This is a genomic window from Mesorhizobium muleiense (genome assembly GCF_900099905.1).
Taxonomy (GTDB): domain Bacteria; phylum Pseudomonadota; class Alphaproteobacteria; order Rhizobiales; family Rhizobiaceae; genus Mesorhizobium; species Mesorhizobium muleiense.
Map to the genome: position 1 here is coordinate 118,913 of NZ_FNEE01000009.1, position 21,855 is coordinate 140,767.

Sequence of the window (21,855 nt, forward strand, 5' to 3'; positions counted from 1 at the left end):
CCAATGGCAGCTATTAGCGCGACTACGACCTGGAGCATGGTCATCGGCAACGACTACTTCCTGGGAGGAGACAATTTGCGTCTATGGCCGACGTGGGCGCATTGCGGACCAACAGCGTTGGGCCGGATGCGACCGGAAGCTTCAGGAGAAAAAGACCTCCTAGGCGGATAGTTCCACGTCGCCGTGTCCGGCTTATAGCGGACATTCGGCAATTTGGCAGCGAATGACCACATTGTGACAATCTTGCCGAAGACGAACGTCTAACCTAAACCCCCATCCAGGACATCAACCAAATTGGAGCCACTGTTTGGGACCGGGCGTAGTTGCGACGTTTGCCCTATCCGGACGTGTGAGCAAATGCCGTGGGCAACCGTGATGCGTGCATTTTTTCGTTCGGTTGCTGCGACGATCGTGATGTCCAGCCTGGCAGGTTGCACCAGCATTTCCTACTACGCACAATCCTTGAAGGGTCACGTGGAGATCATGGCGGCGCGCCAGGATGTCGAAGAGCTGATCGACGATCCTTCGATCCCTGGGACATTACGCGCTCGAATGGAATCGGCGAGCGCCATCCGACAGTTTGCGATAGATGAACTAGCGCTGCCAGACAACAATAGCTACCGCAGCCATGTCAACGTTGGTCGGGACGCCGTGACATGGGCCGTCTTCGCAGCGCCGGAATTCTCGCTGACGCCACGAACATGGTGCTTTCCGGTGTTCGGATGCGTTCCGTACCGAGGATACTTCTCCAAAAGGTCTGCGATTGAAACCGCTGTCGCACTTCAGAGGCAGGGCCTGGACGTCTATCTGACGGGCATCACTGCATTTTGCACGCTTGGCTGGTCAAGTGACCCGCTGCTAAGCACCATGCTCAGCCAAGATGAAACGTATCTTGCAGGGCTCGTGTTCCATGAATTGGCCCACCTCACGTCACGCCGCGCTGCCGAAAATAAGCCTGCATCACCTTGCGGCTCGAACGGTTGTTCTGCGCCAGCCTGGTCGGATCGAGCACCGCCTGTTCTATCCCCTCTCGCGTCAGCGCCGCTTTGAGCGCCGCGATATTTGCATCGATGTCGGCATTGTTCGCCCGGAGCGATGCATAGATGCTGTCGGTCGCCTCGGCCACGGTCGGCTCGCTCACGGGTGTACTCCTTCGGCTGTTCGGGCGGCGGCTTAACACAGATCAGCGGCTTCGCCATACCGATAAGACGGCTGATGGGCGGCAACAGTATCCCCTGGGACTTAAAAGGGATACCGATGACGCGCGCCAACGGCTCGCTGCTTTCGGGAAATGGTGTCGCCCGTGGTGAACGGCCGATATGGCGGCCCGTTACTGTCGCCTACCTGGGCCGGAACCAGACTCGCGGACTGTTTACGCCCATTGACTCCCGGAGGTCAGGCGCGCGACCCGGATCAGGATTCGGGCCAGTGCGGTCGTAGTGGGCAGGAGCAGCGAAAGAATCTTTTTTCGCTGAATCAGCGCAGAAGTCCGTCACTCTCGAATTCGTCCCAGCCCTTCAGTTTCTGACGTGACACCTCGTCCCGAGTGCTGTCAGGCGCAGACGCGGCCCTGCGGCCGCTCTTTTGCGCACGCTTCAGGGCGGCCTTTCCGGCGGCCCGCCGCCTATTCTCTGCAGCAGCTATCGCGTCGTCCTCGCGCCAGACCGTAACCAAGTCGCGATCGAGCACGTCCTCGATGTGACGTGGGTCAAACACGTGAAAAGTTACCTTCCTTGCGCGACCACGAAGTTTCACCGTACGTGTGCCTGTGCTTTGCAAGCGGCCGTCCTTGAGCCACCGGTGCCGCTCTGCCGAAGAGATCGTCAGGATGTCTTCGACTTCACGGGGAATTACGGGCAGGCCTTCGATGCCTTCCAGCGTTTTGGACACAATCGCCGACGCAGTCCGGAAATCGCCATAGGCGCCTTCCGGCATGCGCAAGGCCCCGACCTCGATACCGAGCAGCTTTTTCGCCGCCAAAGGCAGGTGGGCTCGCACTTCGCGAACGATCCCTCTGGCTCGGACCGATGACCCAAGCGTGGCCGCAGACGGGAGCGTCCACCCTTCGATCAAATTCGCAGCTGCATCCATTTTCTGGCGTGTGGACATGGGCCTTAGATAGGTCTCCCATCATGTCGGCTTCAACAAGTGTGGAATCAGCTAGCGCGGCGCTCCGGCACTGGCCTTGAACCATGCCTTGTTCCAGCCCTCGCTAGATCGCAGCGCTCTCGGCCTTCGTCGGATCACCCATTCCGCCTTCAGGCCGCCAGGTTCCCCAGGGATGTCCGCTTCGGGAGAGCGGCAACGCAGGCCTCAACGGCCGCTATGCAGCGTAAACCGGACGTTCGCGATACGTGCCGGACAGCTGGCTGCCCGCATCTGATTGAGTTTACCCGCGCGTTCCGGCGTTCTCAATTTTTTCCAGATAATCTGCCCACCACTGCATCATCTTGACGCGCTCTTCCCAGTGCTCCGCCCGGGCATAGGCGCGCCGAACGTCGTTATTTTCAATATGAGCCAGCTGTCGCTCTACGGCGTCTGGATGCCACTTGCCGCATTCGTTCAACAGAGTTGATGCCGTTGCTCGGAAGCCATGGGCCGTTGCTTCATTCTTGCTGTAACCCATGCGACGCAGGGCGGCGTTGAGTGTATTGTCGGAAATCGGACGAGAAGGCGATCGCACGCTTGGAAACAGCAGCGTCCCAGCGCCGGAGATTTTTTTAAGCTCGGCCAGGATATCCAAAGCCTGCGTTGAAAGAGGAACGCGGTGCGGTCGTCGCATTTTCATTCGCGCTTCCGGGATAGTCCATACCGAACTTTCGAAGTCGAACTCCCCCCATTCGGCAGCGCGAAGCTCACCGGGGCGGGGAAACAGCAGCGCCATCAACCTCAGAGCCGCTCGGGTTGCGGGCTGTCCGTCGAATGTCTCGATCGCACGCAGCAAGCCGCCGAATGCCTTCGGATCGGTAATGGCGGCACGCGGCGTGACCGTTGGCCTGATGAGAGCGCCCCTCAGCGCGGACGTGGGGTCAGTGTCGGCGCGTGCAGTGGCGATGGCGTATCGAAAGACGCTGCCAATGGTCGAGCGCAGCCGCCTGGCCGACTCGTATCGACCGCGCACCTCCACGCTACGAAGGGCAGCAAGGATAGTGGCCGCATCAATGTCCCGAATGCACTTGTGCCCACAGGTGAGATAGGCGAAGTCGAGTAGCCATTTGACCTTGGTGATAGTCCGGTCGGCACGTCCCTCTTTCTTCAGCTTGTCCACATATTCCTCGGCGATTGATCGAAAGCTGTCCTTTGCCGAACCGACCTTTCGCAACTTGCGTTCCTGCGCGGGATCGATGCCAGTGAGGAGGAGACGTTTGGCGTCATCGCGCGCCTTGCGTGCTTCGGCGAGCGAAATAAGGGGATAGCTGCCCAACGCCAGAAGCTTCTGCTTGCCGTCAAATCGATAGGCGAGGCGCCATAGGCGGGATCCGGTGGGCTGCACCCAGAGCTGGAGCCCGCCACCATCAGACAATTTCAATAGCTTGGAAGCAGGACGGGCATTTCGGCATTTCACGTCGGAAAGGGCCATTTGTGGGACACCTCCCTTTGGCTGTTTCGATACCATCAGGATGTCCAGTACCAACGGAAATACCAGCCCTCCGCCTCGTTAGACCAAATACGCCGAAATTCCATGAAACGCGCTCAATCGCGCCATCCTTCCCAAAAAGATGAACGATTTCAGTTGTTTGTGCAAACAGAAGCGTAGAAGATTCGGCGAAAGGGAGTGTCGGGAGAGGAGGGGATGGTGCCCAGAGGCGGATTCGAACCACCGACACGCGGATTTTCAGTCCGCTGCTCTACCAACTGAGCTATCTGGGCCTGTTCCGGCACGCGGGCAGTTCTGCACGCCGGATTTCTTGAAAGCGCCGCAGGCGCCCCTTGAAAGCGCGTGGGTTATAGCACGGGAATCCGGCCTGTCCAGCGCCTAAGCGTTGATTTCAAGCGGCAAACGAGCAATCGCTGGACAGCTCGATTCATGGGACGCGGTCGAAGTCACCAAGCCGTGCCGAACAGCTTCATTTGGGAGGGTCGTTGTCCGTTTCGTCCTCGTCGTCGCGGCCCGGAATGACATAGGCGCCCTTGAGCCAGCGGTTGAGGTCGATGTCCTTGCAGCGCACGGAGCAGAACGGGTAGGTCTCGCGCGCCGACGGCTTGCCGCATTCGGGGCAGGGCCGCTTGGGGCGCAGCGGCGTGACCTTGTCGTCCGCACCCGAGTTCATGGCCGAACTGACTGCCAGTTGGCATGCACCTTGAAGCCCTCGCCGGCCAGCAGCGCCACCGTCTCATAGAGCGGCAGGCCGACGACGTTGGTGTAGGAGCCGACAAGCTTGACGACGAAGGCGCCGGCCAGACCCTGGACGGCGTAGCCGCCGGCCTTGCCGCGCCATTCTCCCGAGGCCACATAGGCGTCGATCTCGGCGCGCGGCAGCCGCTTGAAACGCACCCTGGTCTCGACCAGTCGCTGGCGCAGCTTGCCGCTCGGCGTAACCAGGCAGATGCCGGAATAGACCCGGTGCGAACGGCCGGATAGCAGTCCGAGGCAATTGACGACGTCGTCGAACGTTTCGGCCTTGGGCAGGATGCGCCGGCCGACGGCGACCACCGTGTCGGCGGCCAGCACGAAGCTCGGTGCATAATCCTCTTCCGTCTGCAGCGAGGCCAGCGCCTTTTCGGCCTTTTCCTTCGACAGGCGCTTGGCCAGCGAGCGTGGATGCTCGGCGCGCAACGGCGTTTCGTCGACGCCGGCCGGCAGCACGCGGTCCGGCTCGATGCCGGCCTGCTGCAGCAGCTCGATTCGGCGCGGCGAACCCGAGGCAAGCACGAGCTTCTGCAAAATGCTCATCGCGATCCCGGCCGAGCTCTGACGATCTTACTTGAAACGGTAGGTGATGCGGCCCTTGGTCAGGTCGTAGGGTGTCATCTCGACAAGGACCTTGTCGCCGGTCAGCACGCGGATGCGGTTCTTGCGCATGCGGCCGGCGGTGTGGGCGATGATTTCGTGTTCGTTTTCAAGCTTCACCCTGAACATCGCATTGGGCAATAATTCCGTGACGACACCCGGAAACTCGAGGACTTCTTCCTTCGGCATTCGATACCTTTGCTTGGATGGATTCCCAGCGCCTAGAGCATGATGCCGAAAAGTGTGAAGCGGTTTTCGGACGACATCATGCTCTACTTCTTGGATTTAGAGGCGGATTCAGATTTCAGGTCGAACAGACCTGAAATCATCCGACTCTAGCCGGAATTTGGGCGGAACCTATATGATAATCGTGCGCTTGTGAACATGCTTAAATCAGCCCGGTTTCTCTGCTTCCGGCGCCAGAAAACGGCGGCCGATCCGCGCCTTCAGCCGTTCGCGCACCTCGCGATAGGCGGCCATGATCTGCTCGCGCGTGCCGCCGACGCCAGTCGGGTCCGGCATCGGCCAATATTCGACGTCGACGGCAAGCGAGCGGGTAAGCTCGAGCGCGGTGTGATGGGCTTCCGGCGACAGCGTGATGATCAGGTCGAAATAGTCGTCCTCGAGATCGTCCAGTGTCCTCGGGTGCCGGTCGCCGAGCGAAAGCCCGTCCTCGGCCAGCACGGCGTCGACGAACGGGTCGCGTTCGCCGCCGCGCACCCCGGCCGACGCAACAAAGGTGGTGGTCGGAAGTACCTGACGCGCCAGCAGTTCGGCCATCGGCGAGCGCACGGCGTTCATGGCGCAGACGAACAGGATCGAGCGGGGCAGGATCGAGCGGGGCAGAGGGACTGACAGTTCAGCCTCGCCAGTGCAGTACGCAGACCAGCGTGAACAGCCGGCGCGCCGTGTCGAAATCGATGTCGATCTTGCCGGCCAGCCGGTCCATCAGTGTCTGCGAGCCCTCATTGTGCAGGCCGCGCCGGCCCATGTCGATCGCCTCGATCTGGCTGGGCGTCGAGGTGCGGATGGCATCGTAATAGCTTTCGCAGATCATGTAATAGTCCTTGACGATGCGCCTGAGCGGCGTCAGCGACAGGATGTGGGTTACGACCGCCGCGCCATCCTCGCGCGTCACCGCGAAGACCAGGCGGGATTCGGCCAGCGACAGTTTTAGCCGGTAGGGCCCGGCGCCGTCGTCACTGACCGGCTGGAAGCTGTTTTCCTCGATCAGGTCGAAGATCGCCACCGCCCGCTCATGCTCGACGTCGGGCGTCGAACGGCCGATCGATTCGTCGAGTTCGACATCGATCAGCCTGGCACGGGTTCGATCGTAGTCCGCCATGTCAGCTACATATTCAGCCGGATGGCGACGGAGCGTCCATGCGCGTCGAGGCCTTCCGCTGTGGCCAGCGCGATGGCCGCCGGCGCCAGCGCCCGCAATTGCTCCGGCCCGAGCTTCAGGATCGAGGTGCGCTTGACGAAATCGAGCACCGAAAGCCCGGACGAGAAGCGCGCCGAGCGCGCCGTCGGCAGCACGTGGTTGGAGCCGCCGACATAGTCGCCGATGGCTTCCGGCGTGTGGCGGCCGAGAAAGACGGCGCCGGCATTGCGCATCCGCGCCAGGAAGGCTTCCGGCTCGTCGATGGCAAGCTCGACATGTTCGGCCGCGATGCGGTCGACCAGCGGCAGCGCCGCCTCGATTCGGGGGACGTGGATGACGGCGCCGAAATCGCGCCAGCTCGCCGCCGCCGTCCCGGCGCGCGACAGGCTTTGCAACTGGCGTTCGACCGCCCGCTCGACCGCCGCGCCGAAGTCAGGATCGTCGGTGATCAGGATCGACTGCGCCGACACGTCATGCTCGGCTTGGGCAAGCAGGTCGGCGGCGATCCAGTCCGGATCGTTATTGCCGTCGGCCACGACAAGCACTTCCGATGGCCCGGCGATCATGTCGATGCCGACCGTGCCGAACACCTGGCGCTTGGCCGCCGCGACATAGGCATTGCCGGGGCCGACGATCTTGGCGATCGGCTTTATCGTTTCGGTGCCATAGGCCAGCGCTGCGATCGCCTGCGCGCCGCCGACGCGGTAGATCTCCGATATGCCGGTCAGGTCCGCCGCCACCAGCACCAGCGGATTGATGATGCCGCCGGGCGCCGGCACCGCCATGACGACGCGCTCGACGCCGGCGACCTTGGCCGGCACGGCGCTCATCAGCACCGAGCTTGGATAGCTCGCCGTACCGCCCGGCACATAGAGCCCGACCGCCTCGATCGCGGTCCAGCGCGAGCCGAGCTCGACGCCGGCAGGGTCGGTGTAACGGTCGTCGTTCGGCCGCTGCCGCTCGTGATGCGAACGGATGCGGTCACGGGCGAATTTGAGCGCCTCGATCGTCTGCGGGTCGGCTGCATCGTAGGCCTTGGCGATGTCGTCTTTCGACACGGCAATGCCGAGGCCTTTCAGGTCGGCCTGTTCGAATTTCTGCGTGTAGTCGATGAGCGCCGCGTCGCCCTCGGCGCGGACCCGCGCGATGATCGCGCGCACCACCGCGTCGACGTCCTCCGAGACCTCGCGCTTGGTCAAAAGGAACGCGGCAAACCGCGGCTCGAAATCGGCATCGGACAGACGAAGCGTGATGGCCATCTTGTGTGCTCAGGCTCTGTGGAAGGGGCGCGACGTCGCTTCCCAGGCGCCGCCAGTGTCAGCCAGCCGCGCCTCGATGCACTCGACATCGAGCATGATCGCGCCGCCGCCTGAAAAGATCAGCTCGACAATGCCGGCCGGCTTGTCGAGCGCGACGAAGCTGATCGCCAGCAGCGACAGCACCTCGTCCGGCTTGTCGCGGGCAATGCCGCTGGTCTTGGCGCCCAGCACCCGGTCGAAATGCAGCACGCTTTGCCGCCGCTCATTGTGCTGGCGGAACAGCCCCGATTTCGCCTCCCAGACGAAGCGGTTCATCGTCATCACGAAGCGCTTGACCGCCGGCATGTATTCGAGGTCGCCGACCTTGAGCACGGCGTCCTGGACATGGGCCGAGACGATGCTCAGATCCTGATCGTCGAGCGCGACAAGCTTGAGAAGGTTCATGCGGAGTTCGCACCTGCGAAGGTTTACAGTCGACTTTCTGTTAGGCGGTCTTGGCGATCCGTGCAACCGCGCCACGGATTCCGACCAGGGCAATCGCATTTGGATTCTTGCGAAGGTGGACCCCCACCCTAACCTTCCCCACAAGGGGGAGGGAACGCTGCCGCGCGCCTTTGACTTCCCCTTTGGCGCCGAAAGGCAGGCAATCTGCCGAGGCCAGCGCCAACGGAAGTCTCCCTCCCCCTTGTGGGGAGGGTTAGGGGTGGGGGTACATCGTAGAGCGAAAGCCTCGGCTTTCCACCTGCAATAGCCCTGGTCCAGACGGAGAGAAGATGCCGAACATGCAAGGCGCAGCGCCGACCTCAGGCCGTTACCTCTACCCCGAAATCCGCTCGATCTCCGCGCCGCAGCCGGACAGCTTTTCTTCGAGCCGCTCAAAACCGCGGTCGAGATGATAGACCCGGTTGACCGTGGTCTCGCCTTCGGCTGCCAGGCCGGCGATGACCAGCGACACCGAAGCGCGAAGATCGGTCGCCATCACCGGGGCGCCCTTCAGCTTCGGCACGCCGTCGACGATCGCCGTCTGGCCGGACAATGTTATGTGGGCGCCGAGCCGGGCAAGTTCCTGGACGTGCATGAAGCGGTTTTCGAAGATCGTCTCGGTGATGCGCGACTTGCCCTTGGCCATCGTCATCAGGCCCATGAACTGCGCCTGCAGGTCGGTCGGGAACGCCGGGAACGGCGCTGTCGTCACGTCGACCGGCGCAATGCCGGCGCCATTGCGCCTGACGCGGATGCCGGAATTGGTCTGCGTGATCTCGGCGCCGGTTTGGGAAATCACGTCGAGCGCGGTCTGCAGCAGGTCCGCCCGCGCGCCTTCGAGCACGACATCGCCGCCGGTCATGGCGACGGCCATCGCATAGGTGCCGGTCTCGATGCGGTCGGGTATCACCCGGACGCGCGCGCCCGACAGCACCTCGACGCCGTCGATGGTGATGGTCGCGGTGCCGGCGCCGGAAATCCTGGCGCCCATGGCGTTGAGGCATTCGGCGAGGTTGACGATCTCGGGCTCGCGGGCGGCGTTTTCGAGCACCGTCTCGCCCTTGGCCAGGGACGCCGCCATCATTAGCACATGGGTGGCGCCGACCGACACTTTCGGGAAGACGTAGCGATTGCCGACAAGACGGCCGTTCCTGGTCTTGGCGATGACATAGCCGGTGTCAACGTCGATATCGGCGCCCAGCGCCTGGAGGCCTTCCAGGAAAAGATCGACCGGCCGCGTGCCGATGGCGCAGCCGCCGGGCAGCGACACCTTGGCCTCGCCCATGCGGGCAAGCAGCGGGCCGATCACCCAGAAGGAGGCGCGCATCTTCGACACCAGTTCGTAGGGGGCCGTTGTGTCAACGATGTTGCGGGCGGAGAAAGTGACGGTGCGCGAATAGCCCTCCTGCTGCTTTTCGCGGCGTCCGTTGACCGAGTAGTCGACGCCATGATTGCCGAGGATGCGGATCAACTGCTCGACATCGGCCAGATGCGGCACGTTTTCCAGGGTCAGCGTGTCGTCGGTGAGCAGCGAAGCGATCATCAGCGGCAGCGCGGCGTTCTTCGCGCCCGAGATCGGGATGCTTCCGGCAAGCTTGTTGCCGCCGACAATTCTGATGCGATCCATTTAAAGAGCGTCCCCTCGGCCGAAAGGCCAGTTTAATCGGTTGAGTCTGTTGTGGCCCGTCTAAACCATTGGCCGGCTTGGTTCAAGAAACAGGATTCCCCCTGGCCAGCCTGTTGATATCAATCCTTTTGCGTCTCGCGTAAGCCGCCGAGCCCGTCCGGCCGCTTGTCGGTTTCGCCAGTGCGTCGCGAGCGCGACTGCGCCTTGCGCTTCTGCAGATTGGCGCGCAATTGCTCGGCGAGCCTGGTCTGGCGGTCAGCCTTCTTCGGTGGGCTGTCCTTCTTCGGTGGGCTGTCCTTTTTCGATGGCCCGCCCTTGTCAGGTGGACCCTCCTTGTCAGATGGAATTGCCTTGTCGTTCATGGCTCCGTCCCGGCTGACGATTAGAGCGATGCGTCCGCTTGACGCAGAAACTACGATCTAGCACTTTTGAATCCAGGCAACGTGCTTTCCGAAAATCGATTCCGATTTTCGGGCCGATGCGCCAGCGCACTATTCAGGGAAAGCCAACATTGTGGCGCTGCCATGTCCGCAAAAGCCGTTGGAGCGGGCTTTCACAGATGGCTTGCGAATGGCTTGCGCTTGGCCTTGCGCTTGCCGGTTCGATATGGCAGAAGCCCCGCCATCAGCGGCTGCGGTAGCTCAGTGGTAGAGCACTCCCTTGGTAAGGGAGAGGTCGAGAGTTCAATCCTCTCTCGCAGCACCATCTCATCCCGTTGAAATCGCTGAGCTCCTTGCTGGTTGGCTTTGCCTGGCAAGCTTCGAAAGGCTGCCCAACAATATCGTTCTGTCCTTACCGATCATCAGCACGCCGCTGTCGGGGGCCAGCAGTGCCGAGAACGGCAACATCGCTGCGCCGATCGGCGAGGCCTCGGGGCCGAATTGCCCCGAGACGATTTCCGGCGCCACGATGCCGATGGCGCTAGTCCGGTTGAACTGGGACTGAACTCTTGTCAGAAGTTCGAGATGAATAGGCCGCGGCAGGATGCTGTCGAGAACGATCGCCTCGATGTCGATGACGGAGGTGATGGCGATGATTGCCTCGACCAGCGCATTGGCACAGTCGTCGATCCATTCGAACAGCGGCTCGCGCGCCCCCCGCGGCAGCGGATCCAGTTCGCGCACACGATTGATCTCGACGCCGCGCGATTTGAGGTGATTGACCAGCACGTAAATCGAGGCACGATGCAGCAGGCTCTGGTAACGCGCCGGCTTGGCCGCCACCGAATCGAGGCTTGAAGGCGAGACCGGCAAAGGACCGAGCGCGGCGCTGTTGCCATGCGGCCCGGTGTGGACCTTGCCGCCTTGCACCAGCCCGCCGCCGACAAAGGTGTCGATCGAAATATGCATGAAGTCGCGGAACCGTGCGCCGGATCCTTGGATTAATTCGGCGAGCGCCGCCGCCGACGCGTCGTTTTCGACGAAAACCGGGATCCTTGGCTTTGTAGCGAAGAATGTCGTCAGATCGATTGCTTCCCAGCGGCTACCAAGGTCATTGGGAAAGCCGAGTTCTTCGCTCCAGCCGCCGAGGAAATACGGCGAAGCGATGCCGATACCGACGATGCTGGCGTCGCCAAGCCCGTCGACCAGTTTTTCGAAATTGGCCAGCGACATATTGCCGGCCTTGAGCACCAGGTCGGGGTCCGGAAAGCGATATTCGTGCGACCCACGCGAGCGAACTTCGCCGGCGAAGTCGACGAGGACGGCTTCCAGCGCGCGCCGACCGATCTTGATACCGACGCTGTAGATGCGCTCTGGCGTAAGTCGGTAGAGAGTGGACGGCGATCCGCGTTGCCCGAACCTTTTCCCCACTTGCTTTATGAATCCAGACGACTCCAGTCCGTCGACAATGGTTGCTACTGCGGCCGGCGTCAGATTCGCGGCGCGCGCCAGATCGGACTTGGATGCCTCCTTCAGACGGCGGATGGCATCAAGCACGAACCGCTCGTTGTAATGCCGAACCTTGACGGAATTGCTGCCTTTTCCGGACAAAACCGGCGCCTCCCCATTCATTTTCGCAGAGCCACCTAGCCGATCATCACAGCTCTGAAGCTGCTGCGATCGAGGCACTCCAGCCGCCCCAGTGCGCTCGCGACAGTGCCCGTCAGTGCCATGGAAGTCAATTTTCCAGTTGCGGCTTTAGGGCATTTAATATAGCAAATTGAAAAAAACAACCAGCTGGGGAGGGAGGATGCTGCAGTTGGGCGCATTAGGCGAGGCCAATGCCGTGGTGAAGACCGATGCGGCTGTCCCCGTTGCCCTGGTCCAGGCGACGAAGGCCTTCGGCGGCACGATTGCCCTCAGGGACGCGTCCTTCGAGTTGCGCGCTGGCGAGGTGCTGGCTCTGCTTGGCGAAAACGGTGCCGGCAAGAGCACCTGCGTGAAATTGCTGGCCGGCGTGCATGCCCCTACAGGCGGCCATGTCGAGGTGGATGGCAAGCCTGTGGTCTTCCACACGCCGCATGATGCCCAGGCAGCCGGCATTGCGGTCATGCACCAGCATCCTGGCCTGTTCCCCGATCTTTCGGTCGCCGAAAATATCTATCTCGGTCATATGCCGCGCGACCGCTTCGGCGGCATCGACAACGCCGCCATGCTTGCCGGCGCCCGCAAGGTGCTGGCGACGGTCGGCCTCGACGTGCCGTCCGAAACACGGCTCGGAACGTTGCGCACCTCCGAACAGCAACTGGTCGAGATCGCCCGCGCCCTGTCGCTCAACGCGCGGGTGCTGATCATGGACGAGCCGACGGCCGCGCTGTCGCAGCGCGAGGTCGAGCGGCTGTTCACCGTCGTCGCCGATCTCAGGCTGCATGGTGTCGCGATGATGTTCGTCGGCCACCGCATGGACGAGATATTCCGCATCGCCGACCGCATCGCGGTGCTGCGCGACGGGCGCCTGATCGGCGTCAAGCCGAAGACCGAACTTGGCCGTGCGGCCGCCATCACCATGATGGTCGGCCGCGAAGTGACCGACCTCTATCCGGAACGAAACCACGCCACCGGCGCGCTAGTGCTGGAGGCGAGGGGGCTTTCGCGCGCCAGCGGTTTTTCCAACATCGACCTCAAGCTCCACGCCGGAGAGGTGCTTGGGCTCGGCGGCCTGGTCGGCAGTAGGCGGACGGAGATCGCGCGCGTGCTGTTCGGCATCGACCAGCCTGATGCCGGCGAAATCCGGATTGACGGTGAAGCTGTGCGCTTCGCATCGGCTCGCGACGCCATGGATGCGCGCATCGCCTATGTCTCGGAAGACCGCATGGGCCAGAGCCTGGTGATGGATTTTTCTATCCTCGACAACGCGGTGCTGCCCGTCCTCGACAAGGCCGCTCGCTCCGGCCTTTACGGCACCGACCGCGCGATCGATCTGGTTTCGGCTTGGCTGAAGCGCATGAAGCTTCGCTTTTCCGGATACGGGCAGCCGGTGAAGGACCTGTCCGGCGGCAACCAGCAGAAGGTGGTGCTGGCAAAATGGCTGCGCACCGAGCCGCGCGTCCTCATCCTCGATGAGCCGACGCAAGGCATCGATGTCGGCACCAAGGCGGAAGTGCATGCGATGATCGCCGATCTCGCCGCGCAGGGCATGGCTATCATCCTGATCTCCTCCGAAATGCCCGAGCTCATCGGCATGTGCGACCGCATCATCGTCCTGCGCGAAGGCCATCGGACGGCCGAATTTGCCAGGGGCGAGGCCACCCAGGAAAAGGTGCTGGAGGCTGCGACGAAGGCCGGCGAAAACGCCGACCCGGCAGCACTGGCGGAAAGCGCCGCCGGCGCGGCGAGGAAAAAAGGACCGCTCGACATGCTGAAGCGGCGGGAGTTCGGCCTGCTCGCCGCGATGCTGGCGGTCGCCATCCCGGTCACCATTATCAACCCGCGCATGGTGAGTGCGGCGAACCTGACCGCCGTGTCGATGGATGCCGCTCTGCTGGTGGTGGCAGCACTCGCTCAGATGCTGGTGCTGATCACCCGCAACATCGACCTTTCGATCGCCGCGGTGATTGGCCTTTCGGCCTACATGGCGGCCAGCATGGTTCAGGCCTATCCGGGGCTCGACATCGGCATCGGCCTCGTAACCGCATGCGCGGTCGGTGGTGTCGCCGGCCTGATCAACGGCCTCGTCGTCACCAGGGGAGGGATCCCGGCCATCGTCGTGACACTGGCCTCGATGTCGATCTTTCGTGGCTTCAACTCGATCTGGGCAGCCGGCGACCAGATCAGCGCCGACGAAGTAACGCAAGCCTGGCTCGACATGACCGGCCACAAGATCGCCGGCGTGCCGCTGATCGTCGCCATCGCGATCGTCATCCTGTGCCTGGGCTACGTGCTGCTCTATCGCACGGCGATCGGACGCGAACTGTTCGCTGCTGGCTCCAATCCGGACGGCGCGCGTCTTATCGGCATCCCGGTCGACCGACGCATTCTGCTGGCCTTTGGCATGGCCGGCCTGCTCGGCGGACTGTGCGGCGCGCTGTGGGCATCGCGCTATGCGACCATCGACGCCCGCGTCGCGCTCGGTTTCGAACTCACGGTGATCGCATCGGCGGTGGTCGGCGGCGTCGCCATCCGCGGTGGTTCGGGCACGCTGCTCGGCATCATCCTCGGAGCGCTCACGCTGCTGGTCATCAAGAACGGTCTGACGCTGGTGCGCGTCGACCCGCTATGGCTACAGGGCGTCTACGGCATGGTGATCCTGGTCGCCATCGGTATCGACACCTTCATCGTGCGTCGCGCGGATCAGGCCAGGCAGGCGAGGGCGAGATGAAAAAGTTCCTCCGTTCGATCGACTTCTGGGATCTGCTGCTGGCGACCTCTTGCCTGGCCATCTTCCTCTACGCGGCGATTTTTGTGCCGAATTTCGGCTCGGCCTTCAATCTCTCGCAACTGGCCGCGAGCGCCTCGGAAAAGGCATTGCTGATCCTGCCGATGACGCTGCTCATTATCACCCGCGAAATCGACCTGTCGATCGCCTCGGTGCTGGCGCTGACGTCCGTCATCTTTGGCCTGCTGGTCCAGACGGGCGTGCCGACGCTTGCCGCAATCCCGCTGACGCTCATCGCTGGCGGCTTGCTCGGCGCTTTCAACGGCTATCTGGTGTCGGGCCTTGGATTGCAGTCGCTGGTGGTGACGCTCGGCACCATGGCGCTCTATCGAGGTATCGGCTACATCCTGCTTGGCACCGGCTCGGTCAACATTTTGCCGCCGGCGGTCGTCGATTTCGGCATCAACAACCTGCCAGGGACCCAGATACCCTGGACCATCGTGCCCTTCCTGGTGCTGGCGCCGGTGTTTGCGGTCGTGCTGCAGAAGACGCCGACCGGCAAGCGCATCTATGCGCTGGGCGGCAGCCCCGAAGTGGCGCGCTATTCCGGTATCAACACGGGCCGGATGGTGCTGAAACTGTTCGTCGTCTCGGGGATCGTCGCCGCCATCGCCGGCATCGTCTATACCGCGCGCCTCTCCAACGCGCGCGCCAACAATGCGCTCGGCATGGAACTCGATGTCATCACCATTGTTCTGCTCGGCGGCGTCAGCGTCTTTGGCGGCAAGGGTCGCCTGACCGGCGTCATGCTGGCGCTGGTCCTTATCGCCATCATCCGTAACGTGCTGGCGCTCAGCCAGATCGGCGGCGACGCGCAGGGCATGATCATCGGCATGCTGCTTATCGGCTCTCTGCTCGTCGGCAATTACTGGCGCTCCACACAGGAGCGGCTCAGCAGATCCCGCGCAATGCGCGAGACAAAGGGGTGATCTCGGGCCCCTTCCTTCAAGCCCGAATTTTGACGGAGGAGTCACAATGAAAGCGTTTAGATTAGCCCTGTTCGCATCCGCGGTTCTGCTGGCGCCAACCTCGCTGGCCTTCAGCCAGGAGTGCGCCAAGGAACCCGTAACGGTCGGTTTCCTGCCCAAGCTCGACACAGACCCCTACTTCAAAGTGGCATTTGGCGGCGCACAAGAGGCAGCGAAGGAAATTGGCGGCACCGCTACCCAGGTCGCCCCATCGCAGGCGACTGCCGAGGCGCAGATCGAATTCATCAACAGCCTCGTGTCGCAGAAGGTCGGGGTGATCGCAATTGCCGGCAACGACGCCAATGCCGTCGCGCCTGCGCTGAAGCGCGCCGTTCAGCAGGGCGTCAGGGTAATTTCGTATGACTCCGATGTGGCCGCCGATGCCCGCGCGGTCTTTGTCAATCAGGTGAAGGGCGACAGCCTCGCCGAAATGATGCTGGAAAGTGCATTCGCCCTCAGCGGCGGTGAAGGCGAATTCGCGATCCTGTCGTCGACGCCGACGGCGACCAATCAAAACGCCTGGATCGACTTCATGAAGGCGAAGATGGCTGCAGAGCCGAAGTTCTCCAAGATGAAGCTGGTGCAGGTCGCCTATGGCGAAGAAAGCGAACAAATCAACCAGCAGCAGGCGCTGGCGCTGGTCCAGGCCTTTCCGGATCTCAAGGTGATCATCGTCCCAGCAGGCATTGGCCTTCCGGCGGCCGCGCGTGCACTCGAGGAGGCGGGCATGATCGGCAAGGTCAAGTTGACCGGCCTCGCGCCGGCCACTCTGATCTCGAAATACATCAAGGACGGCGCGGCTCAGGATATCTGGTGGAACGTCACCGATCTTGGCTATCTTACCTATCAGACAGCCCAGGCGCTTGCGCAGTGCAAGATCACCGGCAAGGAGGGTGAGAAGTTCACAGCAGGCAGGCTCGGCGAATACACGATTGGCGCCGGCGGCGAACTGATCCTCGGTCCGGCCAAGATAGTGACGCCCGACAATCTGGCCGAGTTCAAGTTCTGACCCTGAAAAGTTCAAGCCCAAGGGGGGCGCCGGGTCGATCCGGCGCCCTTTGTAAACCCTCTCGAACGAAAACAGTGCGGGGCGCGGCAATGAAGATATTGCTTGCAGGCGAAACTTTTGCGGCGACGACGTCGGTCGCCATCGGCAGTGATGTGCTTACAAGTGCGACCTCGACAAATGGTGCGACCGCTTTTAACGCCGCGTTGGCCGCCGAAGGCATCGTCGTCACGCAGATCGGCGGCGAGCGCTGCGCCGCGGAGTTTCCCTATGAGCTTGATGCGCTCGCCCAATATCAGGCAGTGGTGATCTCCGATGTCGGCGCGCTGACATTGCTGGTCACGCCGGATGCCCGCGCCGGGCGTGTCGGCGTCAACCGCCTCGATCTGCTCAAGGCCTATGTCGAAGGCGGCGGAGGGCTGATGCTGGCCGGCGGTTACATGGGCTTTCAGGGCATGTTCGGGACGGCGCGGTTCCATGACACCTCAGTCGAAGACGTGCTGCCGGTCCGCTGCCTGCCGTTTTGCGATGGCATGGAGGTGCCGCAAGGCCTCCACGCCTCGATCCTGCAATCGTCCCATCCGATTTTTTCCGGGGTGGAGGGGCCGTTGCCGCCCATCCTCGGCATGAACAAGCTGGAATTCAGGCAGGACGGCTCGTCGCGCCTTCTGGCGACCTGCCAATATCGCGGCACCGACTGGCCGCTCCTTGCCGTTCGCAGCCATGGCCGTGGCCGCGCGATTGCTTGGGCGACCGATATCGGCCCGCATTGGCTCTCGCAGGATTTTCTCGGATGGCCGCTCTACGGAAAACTGATGGCGAACATGGTCCGTTGGCTCGCCGGCAACGAATAAGAAAGTCGGATGCCGGGTTAGACAGTAGCGGCAACCCGGAATATTTGGAACAAATTTACGAGCGAGCGATCAAATAAGTCGAACTTGCGAGCCCCCCCGTGGGGACCTGCCTTCAATGAAACAAGCAAGGAACCCGAACCAAGATGCGTATTCCGCCAGCCGAGCGCGCTCATAAGTTCTGTAGCAAGTGTGACGCTGTCACCCCGTGGAATACATACGATCGCTGCTTGGTATGCCAGCGCCAACGCAGCCAAGCTTATGCTGAGAGGAAGAAGGCGAGCGGCGGCGCGTTCTCCCAGGCAGTAAGAACCCGCCTCATTGCCGAGAACCCAGAGCGGTGTCCGAAGTGTCTAACGCTCTGGTCGCAAGTCAAACCCCACGCGCAACATCCAAACACACCATGGCACTTCGATCATCACGTTTCGCCCCAGCGCGGCGGCACGAACGCCGATGAGAACGCGCGCATCCTGTGTTGGCCATGCAATCTGGAGAAGCTCAACTCTTGAGCTGAGTAAGGAATGTCCGCATGGGCAGGGTCCATCGGACGTTCGTCCAGGCACCTCGATCCACAGCTGCGCAGGGTTGCGCCCGGTTGTGGCACGCACAGTATGTTCGCTGACGAAGCCAGCGCGCAAGTATGCGCAAAAGTGCGCCAGATCGACTGCTGCCGCCACCTTGTCTCAGTTTGAAGTTCGGCCGCCGGTGGCGCAGGTTTTGCCAATCGCGCGTTTGCAGCCTATGTTTCGATATCGGCCGCCATTGCTGCGGATGCAGCCGACAGTAAGAGGGTACGTGCTCTTGCCCGTCCGGGAGAGAGCCGTGTCCCAGTCTCGCAATCATCTGTTGAAAGCCCTCTCGCCAGAGGATTTCGCGCTGCTGCTGCCGTCGATGCATCATGTCCAACTGGACCTCAAAGCCCAGCTGGAGGTTCCGTATCAGCCGATCGAGCATGTGTATTTTCCAGAAGCGGGTATCGCTTCGGTGGTCGCCACCATGACTGGAGGGCGGCAGAGTGAAGTCGGGATCATTGGCTATGATGGCATGACAGGCGTTGCCATCATTCTCGGCCAGGACAGCTCTCCCAATGAAACCTACATCCAGGTCGCAGGCAATGGCTGGTGCCTGCCGGTTGAGAATCTTCGGTCTGAGGTGGCAAAGAGCCAGTCGCTTGGCGCGTCGCTGCTTGCCTATGCCCACGCCTTCCTCGTCCAGTCGTCGCGGACGGCACTGGTCAATGGCCATTCCAAGATCGAGGAACGGCTGGCCCGCTGGTTGCTGATGGTCCACGACCGGACCGAGGGAAACAAGATCCACCTGACGCATGAATTTCTGGCGACCATGCTCGGCTCTCGGCGCCCCGGCGTTACCACCGCCCTGCAAATGCTGGAATATCGCGGGCTGGTTCACGCAAGGCGCGGCGAGATCACGATCGTCGACCGTGCTGGAATGATAAAACTCACACATGGCGCCTATGGCGACGAGGAGCAACGTCACTTCGGCTAACGCATGGCGCGCACAAGCATGCGCCTCGGGCCTGTCCCAAGGCCTGACCCGAGGGTGTGCAGCGGTTTTGCGATAGCGACATGCATAAAAACAAAGCGCGTCGCATGAGGCCGGTCAAACGCGACGCGCTCCTCCTGATTGTCCGATATCAGACATAAGCTTGAAGGCCGCCGCATGTTAGACGAAAGTCGTATTGTTGGCAGGGAGGAACTGTTGATGAGCCACACTTTTCACACGGCCACAGTTGAAGGCGCGACAGAGGCCTATGTCCTTTCCAGAGGCAAGGCTCGGTATCTCTCGATCGCGCAGGCGATCCGCGCCATTCGAACACTCATGCCGGCTTGCAAGGCCACAAACTGCGAGTTGGAGGAGATGCTGGCGGCAGCATGCGTGGTGCACGGCGTGCCCGTCGCTTTCGACGCCAAAACAGCTGATGGCCCAGAACCACGGCTCCATTCGTAGGCCGGAAATGTCCGCGCCGCTGCAGAAGCCAAATTCATTGGATGTTCGGCAGGCGATTGTCCGCTACCTGATCGATCATGTCGACAATCCGAGCGTCTCGATAGTCGAAGTGACCATCGCCGTAAGGAAGATGTTTCCACTTTGCGAACTCACGGATTGGCAAATTGGCGATCTCATTGCGCGAAGCGCCATCGACGCGGGATTTGCGATCGATTTCGATGCGGCCCCCTGGACGGAAACTAGCTAAGCTAGACGCCTCTGGGTAGCAGCATCGTGGCGTTACGGTTTCGCGCAGTCGCCTCGCACAGCTGATGCTGGGATCAATCCTGAGCGGGAGCCTGCTATAATCCCGTATGGCCGCTCGCATAGTGGTTATCCTGGCGCTGCTTTCCGCCTTCGCCTACGGCTTCGCAAAACTCGTGGAACGTTATGGCGACGCCGGCGACAGGCCCTCTGCGTGTGAAAAATGGCCACAGTCTGATTGTCCAGTCCCAAACGCGCCGCCTCAAGAAGAAACCAGGCCTTGAGCGGGCGTTCCCGGGCGCCGCCATACATCGGCGTCGATAGGCCGTGGCAGCCGGTTCGCGCACCGCCGGTGGAACAAGAATTGCTCCGCATCGTTGAGATGACTAGGCAACCCGCCGCGGCAGCAATCAAGCACCGCAGCTGGAGGTTGCTTGGAGGCTATTATGGGAAAGCAACTTACATTGGCTGCGGCAGGCATGCTTCTGCTCGTCGGTGTCAGCGCCGCTGCCGCTCAGGACGTCATTATTCAACCCGAGCAGGACGTTGTGATCCGGGAATACGTGAAAAAGAAACCGGTGGCATCACTTAGCCTTCCCGGCGTCGAGCTCAACATCGGCACAGCCTTGCCCGAAACAGTCGAGCTCTACGAGGTGCCGGACGTTGAGTACCGCTACGTCGTCGTCGATGGCCGAACCGTCCTGGTCGATCCAGGTACCCGCAAGATCGTGAAGGTCTACGACTGACGTTACCGCTCAGGCTGAAGCCCGTCTTGCCGAAAGGCGCGGCGGGCTAGCGGCTGGTCGTCGCCGGCTTCCCTCACCACCTTGACCTCCACCGTCATGCCGAGAAAGCTCGACGCGCTGCCGCAGTAGCTTCCCGAAAGTGGGATGGCTTGCCCAGGATGCCTGGCCACAGCCACCCGGATCAGATCCCGGTTGCCGACAATGCCGTTGGTGGGATCGAACTCGACCCAACCCGCGCCAGGCAAATAGACCTGGCACCAGGCATGCGTCGACCCGCCGCCGACGACAGAACCGCTGTCGCGGTTCGGCACATAGACATAGCCGGTCACAAAACGGGCGGCAAAACCGAGCGAACGAACCGCTTCCATCATGAACAGCGCAAAATCCCGGCATGTGCCTCGACGCAGGTGCAAGGTCATCAGAGGCGGTTGCGTCCCTGATTCAGTTCGACGCGAATAAACAAAGCTCTCGTGGATGGCGTAGCAAAGCGTCATCAGCAATTTGCCGGTCTCGGTGCGCCCTTTGGCGCTCACGAACTGTCGTGCCCATTTACCGATCTCGTCGCCATCATCGAGGTGATGGCGCTCGATGGTTTGGCTGAGGTCGGTTGCCTCGTCGGAATCATAGGAAAATGGATAGCTGAGTGCTGCGTCATCGATACGGAAATCAGGCGCATGCTGCGGCGTGTGATCGAGCCGGATGTCTGTCACGAAACGCAGTTCGTCGCCCGAGCCGTTGAAATCGATTACCGCAACGCAGTTTCCGAAAACGTCGTGGATCCAGCCAATCCCTTTCGGCTCGGGGTCGACAAACAGGCCGTGATCCAGAAGTCGCTGATCGAAACTGTCGCGCGGCCTGAACATCAGCCGGTGCTCGCCGAACGTCACCGGCTGCGTATAGCGATAGACGGTCGTGTGCTTGACTGAAAAGATCGGCATTGGCTTGCGTCGACCACCTGCGATATCAGCGCCATCATATAATCTTTTTTGATGTGCAGCGGACAAAATGGGGCTGCCCCTCAAGACGGCCGTATCAGGCGGATTGATGAACAGATCGACACGGCTAGCGCCGAAGTGATCATCCATGCTGGCCCGCTGCTCTTGGTTCCGTTGGCAGCATGGCCGCGAAAAAAGCAGCGGACTTGCGCCGCAGGCCTTTTGCAATCTCTAATTGGTAGACTCTCTCAATGCCGGGGACGTTAATCCTTGCGCCGCGGAGGGGGCCAAGGCGAGGAACGTCGCAAACGGGAGGAAGCAATGAATGCGGACTACGAACTGGCCATAGACCACGACAAGCCTTACGAAATAACTGCTTTCGCTAAAAAGCACGGCCTTACGACAAGGGCCGCCGAACTGATCCTTTTCGCCTATAGCCCGTCCCGAGCGGCGTGCGATACTGCCGCAACGGCTTTCCTTACCGCCGTCGCCGTGCAAGCCAAGAGACAAGCGGCGCGCTAGCTCCGAAAACCGGGAGCGACGGCTGGCGCAGATCAACTCACCACCGTCGCATGCACCACATTTGCAAGCGTGAATTTGGATGATGTCGAGGCTGCGC

24 protein-coding genes, 2 tRNA genes and 1 pseudogene are annotated in these 21,855 nt (G+C 61.7%); 12 read left to right on the top strand and 15 right to left on the bottom strand.

The annotated features are described in order from the left end of the window. Window positions 1-483: 483 nt before the first annotated feature. Window positions 484-867 (top strand): annotated as a pseudogene (locus BLT09_RS17560) (aminopeptidase); the annotation flags it as partial. A 58-nt stretch (window positions 868-925) separates the two neighbouring features. Here the strand turns inward: BLT09_RS17560 and BLT09_RS17565 are convergent. The 13 genes from BLT09_RS17565 to BLT09_RS17630 form a co-directional block, all read right to left on the bottom strand. Next, a complete protein-coding gene (locus tag BLT09_RS17565; RefSeq protein ID WP_091595108.1) occupies window positions 926-1,141 on the bottom strand; it encodes a hypothetical protein in 216 nt (71 codons plus the stop codon). A 335-nt stretch (window positions 1,142-1,476) separates the two neighbouring features. Next, complete coding sequence (locus tag BLT09_RS17570; RefSeq protein WP_091595110.1) at window positions 1,477-2,109, bottom strand: hypothetical protein; 633 nt, start codon at window positions 2,107-2,109, stop codon at window positions 1,477-1,479. A 280-nt stretch (window positions 2,110-2,389) separates the two neighbouring features. Then, entirely contained in the window at window positions 2,390-3,580 is a 1,191-nt protein-coding gene (locus BLT09_RS17575; RefSeq protein WP_091595317.1) for a tyrosine-type recombinase/integrase, read from the bottom strand. 214 nt (window positions 3,581-3,794) lie between these two features. Beyond that, window positions 3,795-3,870 (bottom strand) — tRNA-Phe (locus BLT09_RS17580). A 197-nt stretch (window positions 3,871-4,067) separates the two neighbouring features. Beyond that, window positions 4,068-4,271, bottom strand: coding sequence for a DNA gyrase inhibitor YacG (yacG, locus tag BLT09_RS17585; RefSeq protein ID WP_023803280.1), 204 nt, complete (start codon window positions 4,269-4,271; stop codon window positions 4,068-4,070). Then, window positions 4,268-4,894: a Maf-like protein gene (locus BLT09_RS17590; protein WP_023803279.1), complete on the bottom strand. Its 627-nt coding sequence runs from the start codon at window positions 4,892-4,894 to the stop codon at window positions 4,268-4,270. Before BLT09_RS17590 ends, yacG begins: the two co-directional genes overlap by 4 nt. A 27-nt stretch (window positions 4,895-4,921) precedes the next feature. Beyond that, on the bottom strand, window positions 4,922-5,140 hold the full coding sequence (infA, locus tag BLT09_RS17595; RefSeq protein WP_006200926.1) for a translation initiation factor IF-1: 219 nt from the start codon (window positions 5,138-5,140) through the stop codon (window positions 4,922-4,924). 204 nt (window positions 5,141-5,344) lie between these two features. After that, complete coding sequence (locus BLT09_RS17600; RefSeq protein WP_268931306.1) at window positions 5,345-5,809, bottom strand: arsenate-mycothiol transferase ArsC; 465 nt, start codon at window positions 5,807-5,809, stop codon at window positions 5,345-5,347. A 1-nt stretch (window position 5,810) separates the two neighbouring features. Continuing rightward, entirely contained in the window at window positions 5,811-6,296 is a 486-nt protein-coding gene (locus BLT09_RS17605) for a UPF0262 family protein (protein ID WP_091595114.1), read from the bottom strand. Between the two features lie 5 nt (window positions 6,297-6,301). Beyond that, entirely contained in the window at window positions 6,302-7,594 is a 1,293-nt protein-coding gene (gene hisD / locus BLT09_RS17610) for a histidinol dehydrogenase (RefSeq protein ID WP_091595116.1), read from the bottom strand. Window positions 7,595-7,603: 9 nt separating this feature from the next. Further along, window positions 7,604-8,038 (bottom strand): DUF2948 family protein, encoded by a 435-nt coding sequence (locus BLT09_RS17615; RefSeq protein ID WP_023803275.1) that lies wholly within the window; start codon window positions 8,036-8,038, stop codon window positions 7,604-7,606. Window positions 8,039-8,411: 373 nt separating this feature from the next. Then, entirely contained in the window at window positions 8,412-9,704 is a 1,293-nt protein-coding gene (gene murA / locus BLT09_RS17625) for a UDP-N-acetylglucosamine 1-carboxyvinyltransferase (RefSeq protein WP_091595118.1), read from the bottom strand. Between the two features lie 119 nt (window positions 9,705-9,823). Beyond that, window positions 9,824-10,066: a hypothetical protein gene (locus BLT09_RS17630; RefSeq protein ID WP_091595120.1), complete on the bottom strand. Its 243-nt coding sequence runs from the start codon at window positions 10,064-10,066 to the stop codon at window positions 9,824-9,826. A 268-nt stretch (window positions 10,067-10,334) separates the two neighbouring features. Here BLT09_RS17630 and BLT09_RS17635 point away from each other — a divergent pair. After that, a tRNA-Thr gene (locus BLT09_RS17635) sits at window positions 10,335-10,409 on the top strand. 2 nt (window positions 10,410-10,411) lie between these two features. Here the strand turns inward: BLT09_RS17635 and BLT09_RS17640 are convergent. Beyond that, window positions 10,412-11,716, bottom strand: coding sequence for an ROK family transcriptional regulator (locus BLT09_RS17640; RefSeq protein ID WP_236473001.1), 1,305 nt, complete (start codon window positions 11,714-11,716; stop codon window positions 10,412-10,414). A 178-nt stretch (window positions 11,717-11,894) separates the two neighbouring features. On the opposite strand from BLT09_RS17640, the gene BLT09_RS17645 reads away from it, so the two are divergent. The 9 genes from BLT09_RS17645 (at window position 11,895) to BLT09_RS17680 (ending at window position 20,301) form a co-directional block, all read left to right on the top strand. Further along, complete coding sequence (locus BLT09_RS17645) at window positions 11,895-14,462, top strand: ATP-binding cassette domain-containing protein (RefSeq protein WP_091595122.1); 2,568 nt, start codon at window positions 11,895-11,897, stop codon at window positions 14,460-14,462. Continuing rightward, complete coding sequence (locus tag BLT09_RS17650) at window positions 14,459-15,448, top strand: ABC transporter permease (RefSeq protein WP_091595124.1); 990 nt, start codon at window positions 14,459-14,461, stop codon at window positions 15,446-15,448. Before BLT09_RS17645 ends, BLT09_RS17650 begins: the two co-directional genes overlap by 4 nt. A gap of 46 nt (window positions 15,449-15,494) precedes the next feature. After that, window positions 15,495-16,496, top strand: coding sequence for a rhamnose ABC transporter substrate-binding protein (locus BLT09_RS17655; RefSeq protein ID WP_091595126.1), 1,002 nt, complete (start codon window positions 15,495-15,497; stop codon window positions 16,494-16,496). Between the two features lie 89 nt (window positions 16,497-16,585). Next, window positions 16,586-17,347 (top strand): glutamine amidotransferase, encoded by a 762-nt coding sequence (locus tag BLT09_RS17660; protein ID WP_091595128.1) that lies wholly within the window; start codon window positions 16,586-16,588, stop codon window positions 17,345-17,347. Between the two features lie 143 nt (window positions 17,348-17,490). Further along, the gene (locus BLT09_RS35830) at window positions 17,491-17,853 is read left to right on the top strand and encodes an HNH endonuclease (protein WP_139172623.1); all 363 of its coding nucleotides are present in this window, start codon (window positions 17,491-17,493) and stop codon (window positions 17,851-17,853) included. Window positions 17,854-18,049: 196 nt separating this feature from the next. Beyond that, window positions 18,050-18,850, top strand: coding sequence for a Crp/Fnr family transcriptional regulator (locus BLT09_RS17665; RefSeq protein WP_236473002.1), 801 nt, complete (start codon window positions 18,050-18,052; stop codon window positions 18,848-18,850). 216 nt (window positions 18,851-19,066) lie between these two features. Beyond that, window positions 19,067-19,312: a hypothetical protein gene (locus BLT09_RS17670; protein WP_091595323.1), complete on the top strand. Its 246-nt coding sequence runs from the start codon at window positions 19,067-19,069 to the stop codon at window positions 19,310-19,312. A gap of 7 nt (window positions 19,313-19,319) precedes the next feature. After that, entirely contained in the window at window positions 19,320-19,559 is a 240-nt protein-coding gene (locus BLT09_RS17675; protein ID WP_091595132.1) for a hypothetical protein, read from the top strand. A 442-nt stretch (window positions 19,560-20,001) separates the two neighbouring features. Then, window positions 20,002-20,301 carry a DUF1236 domain-containing protein gene (locus BLT09_RS17680; RefSeq protein ID WP_091595134.1) on the top strand — a complete coding sequence of 100 codons (300 nt, stop codon included), beginning with the start codon at window positions 20,002-20,004 and terminating at the stop codon, window positions 20,299-20,301. Window positions 20,302-20,303: 2 nt separating this feature from the next. Here BLT09_RS17680 and BLT09_RS17685 read toward each other — a convergent pair whose 3' ends face one another. Next, window positions 20,304-21,239, bottom strand: coding sequence for a transglutaminase family protein (locus tag BLT09_RS17685; protein WP_091595136.1), 936 nt, complete (start codon window positions 21,237-21,239; stop codon window positions 20,304-20,306). 318 nt (window positions 21,240-21,557) lie between these two features. On the opposite strand from BLT09_RS17685, the gene BLT09_RS17690 reads away from it, so the two are divergent. Further along, window positions 21,558-21,758: a hypothetical protein gene (locus BLT09_RS17690; protein WP_091595325.1), complete on the top strand. Its 201-nt coding sequence runs from the start codon at window positions 21,558-21,560 to the stop codon at window positions 21,756-21,758. Window positions 21,759-21,855 lie beyond the last annotated feature (97 nt).

Excerpts from the sequence above, each read along its gene's own strand:
- BLT09_RS17570 (WP_091595110.1), bottom strand. The coding sequence starts at position 2,109 with ATGTCCACACGCCAGAAAATGGATGCAGCTGCGAATTTGATCGAAGGG.
- BLT09_RS17575 (WP_091595317.1), bottom strand. The coding sequence starts at position 3,580 with ATGGCCCTTTCCGACGTGAAATGCCGAAATGCCCGTCCTGCTTCCAAG.
- yacG (WP_023803280.1), bottom strand. The coding sequence starts at position 4,271 with ATGAACTCGGGTGCGGACGACAAGGTCACGCCGCTGCGCCCCAAGCGG.
- BLT09_RS17590 (WP_023803279.1), bottom strand. The coding sequence starts at position 4,894 with ATGAGCATTTTGCAGAAGCTCGTGCTTGCCTCGGGTTCGCCGCGCCGA.
- infA (WP_006200926.1), bottom strand. The coding sequence starts at position 5,140 with ATGCCGAAGGAAGAAGTCCTCGAGTTTCCGGGTGTCGTCACGGAATTA.
- BLT09_RS17605 (WP_091595114.1), bottom strand. The coding sequence starts at position 6,296 with ATGGCGGACTACGATCGAACCCGTGCCAGGCTGATCGATGTCGAACTC.
- hisD (WP_091595116.1), bottom strand. The coding sequence starts at position 7,594 with ATGGCCATCACGCTTCGTCTGTCCGATGCCGATTTCGAGCCGCGGTTT.
- BLT09_RS17615 (WP_023803275.1), bottom strand. The coding sequence starts at position 8,038 with ATGAACCTTCTCAAGCTTGTCGCGCTCGACGATCAGGATCTGAGCATC.
- murA (WP_091595118.1), bottom strand. The coding sequence starts at position 9,704 with ATGGATCGCATCAGAATTGTCGGCGGCAACAAGCTTGCCGGAAGCATC.
- BLT09_RS17630 (WP_091595120.1), bottom strand. The coding sequence starts at position 10,066 with ATGAACGACAAGGCAATTCCATCTGACAAGGAGGGTCCACCTGACAAG.
- BLT09_RS17640 (WP_236473001.1), bottom strand. The coding sequence starts at position 11,716 with ATGAATGGGGAGGCGCCGGTTTTGTCCGGAAAAGGCAGCAATTCCGTC.
- BLT09_RS17645 (WP_091595122.1), top strand. The coding sequence starts at position 11,895 with ATGCTGCAGTTGGGCGCATTAGGCGAGGCCAATGCCGTGGTGAAGACC.
- BLT09_RS17650 (WP_091595124.1), top strand. The coding sequence starts at position 14,459 with ATGAAAAAGTTCCTCCGTTCGATCGACTTCTGGGATCTGCTGCTGGCG.
- BLT09_RS17655 (WP_091595126.1), top strand. The coding sequence starts at position 15,495 with ATGAAAGCGTTTAGATTAGCCCTGTTCGCATCCGCGGTTCTGCTGGCG.
- BLT09_RS17660 (WP_091595128.1), top strand. The coding sequence starts at position 16,586 with ATGAAGATATTGCTTGCAGGCGAAACTTTTGCGGCGACGACGTCGGTC.
- BLT09_RS35830 (WP_139172623.1), top strand. The coding sequence starts at position 17,491 with ATGCGTATTCCGCCAGCCGAGCGCGCTCATAAGTTCTGTAGCAAGTGT.
- BLT09_RS17670 (WP_091595323.1), top strand. The coding sequence starts at position 19,067 with ATGAGCCACACTTTTCACACGGCCACAGTTGAAGGCGCGACAGAGGCC.
- BLT09_RS17675 (WP_091595132.1), top strand. The coding sequence starts at position 19,320 with ATGTCCGCGCCGCTGCAGAAGCCAAATTCATTGGATGTTCGGCAGGCG.
- BLT09_RS17680 (WP_091595134.1), top strand. The coding sequence starts at position 20,002 with ATGGGAAAGCAACTTACATTGGCTGCGGCAGGCATGCTTCTGCTCGTC.
- BLT09_RS17685 (WP_091595136.1), bottom strand. The coding sequence starts at position 21,239 with ATGCCGATCTTTTCAGTCAAGCACACGACCGTCTATCGCTATACGCAG.
- BLT09_RS17690 (WP_091595325.1), top strand. The coding sequence starts at position 21,558 with ATGAATGCGGACTACGAACTGGCCATAGACCACGACAAGCCTTACGAA.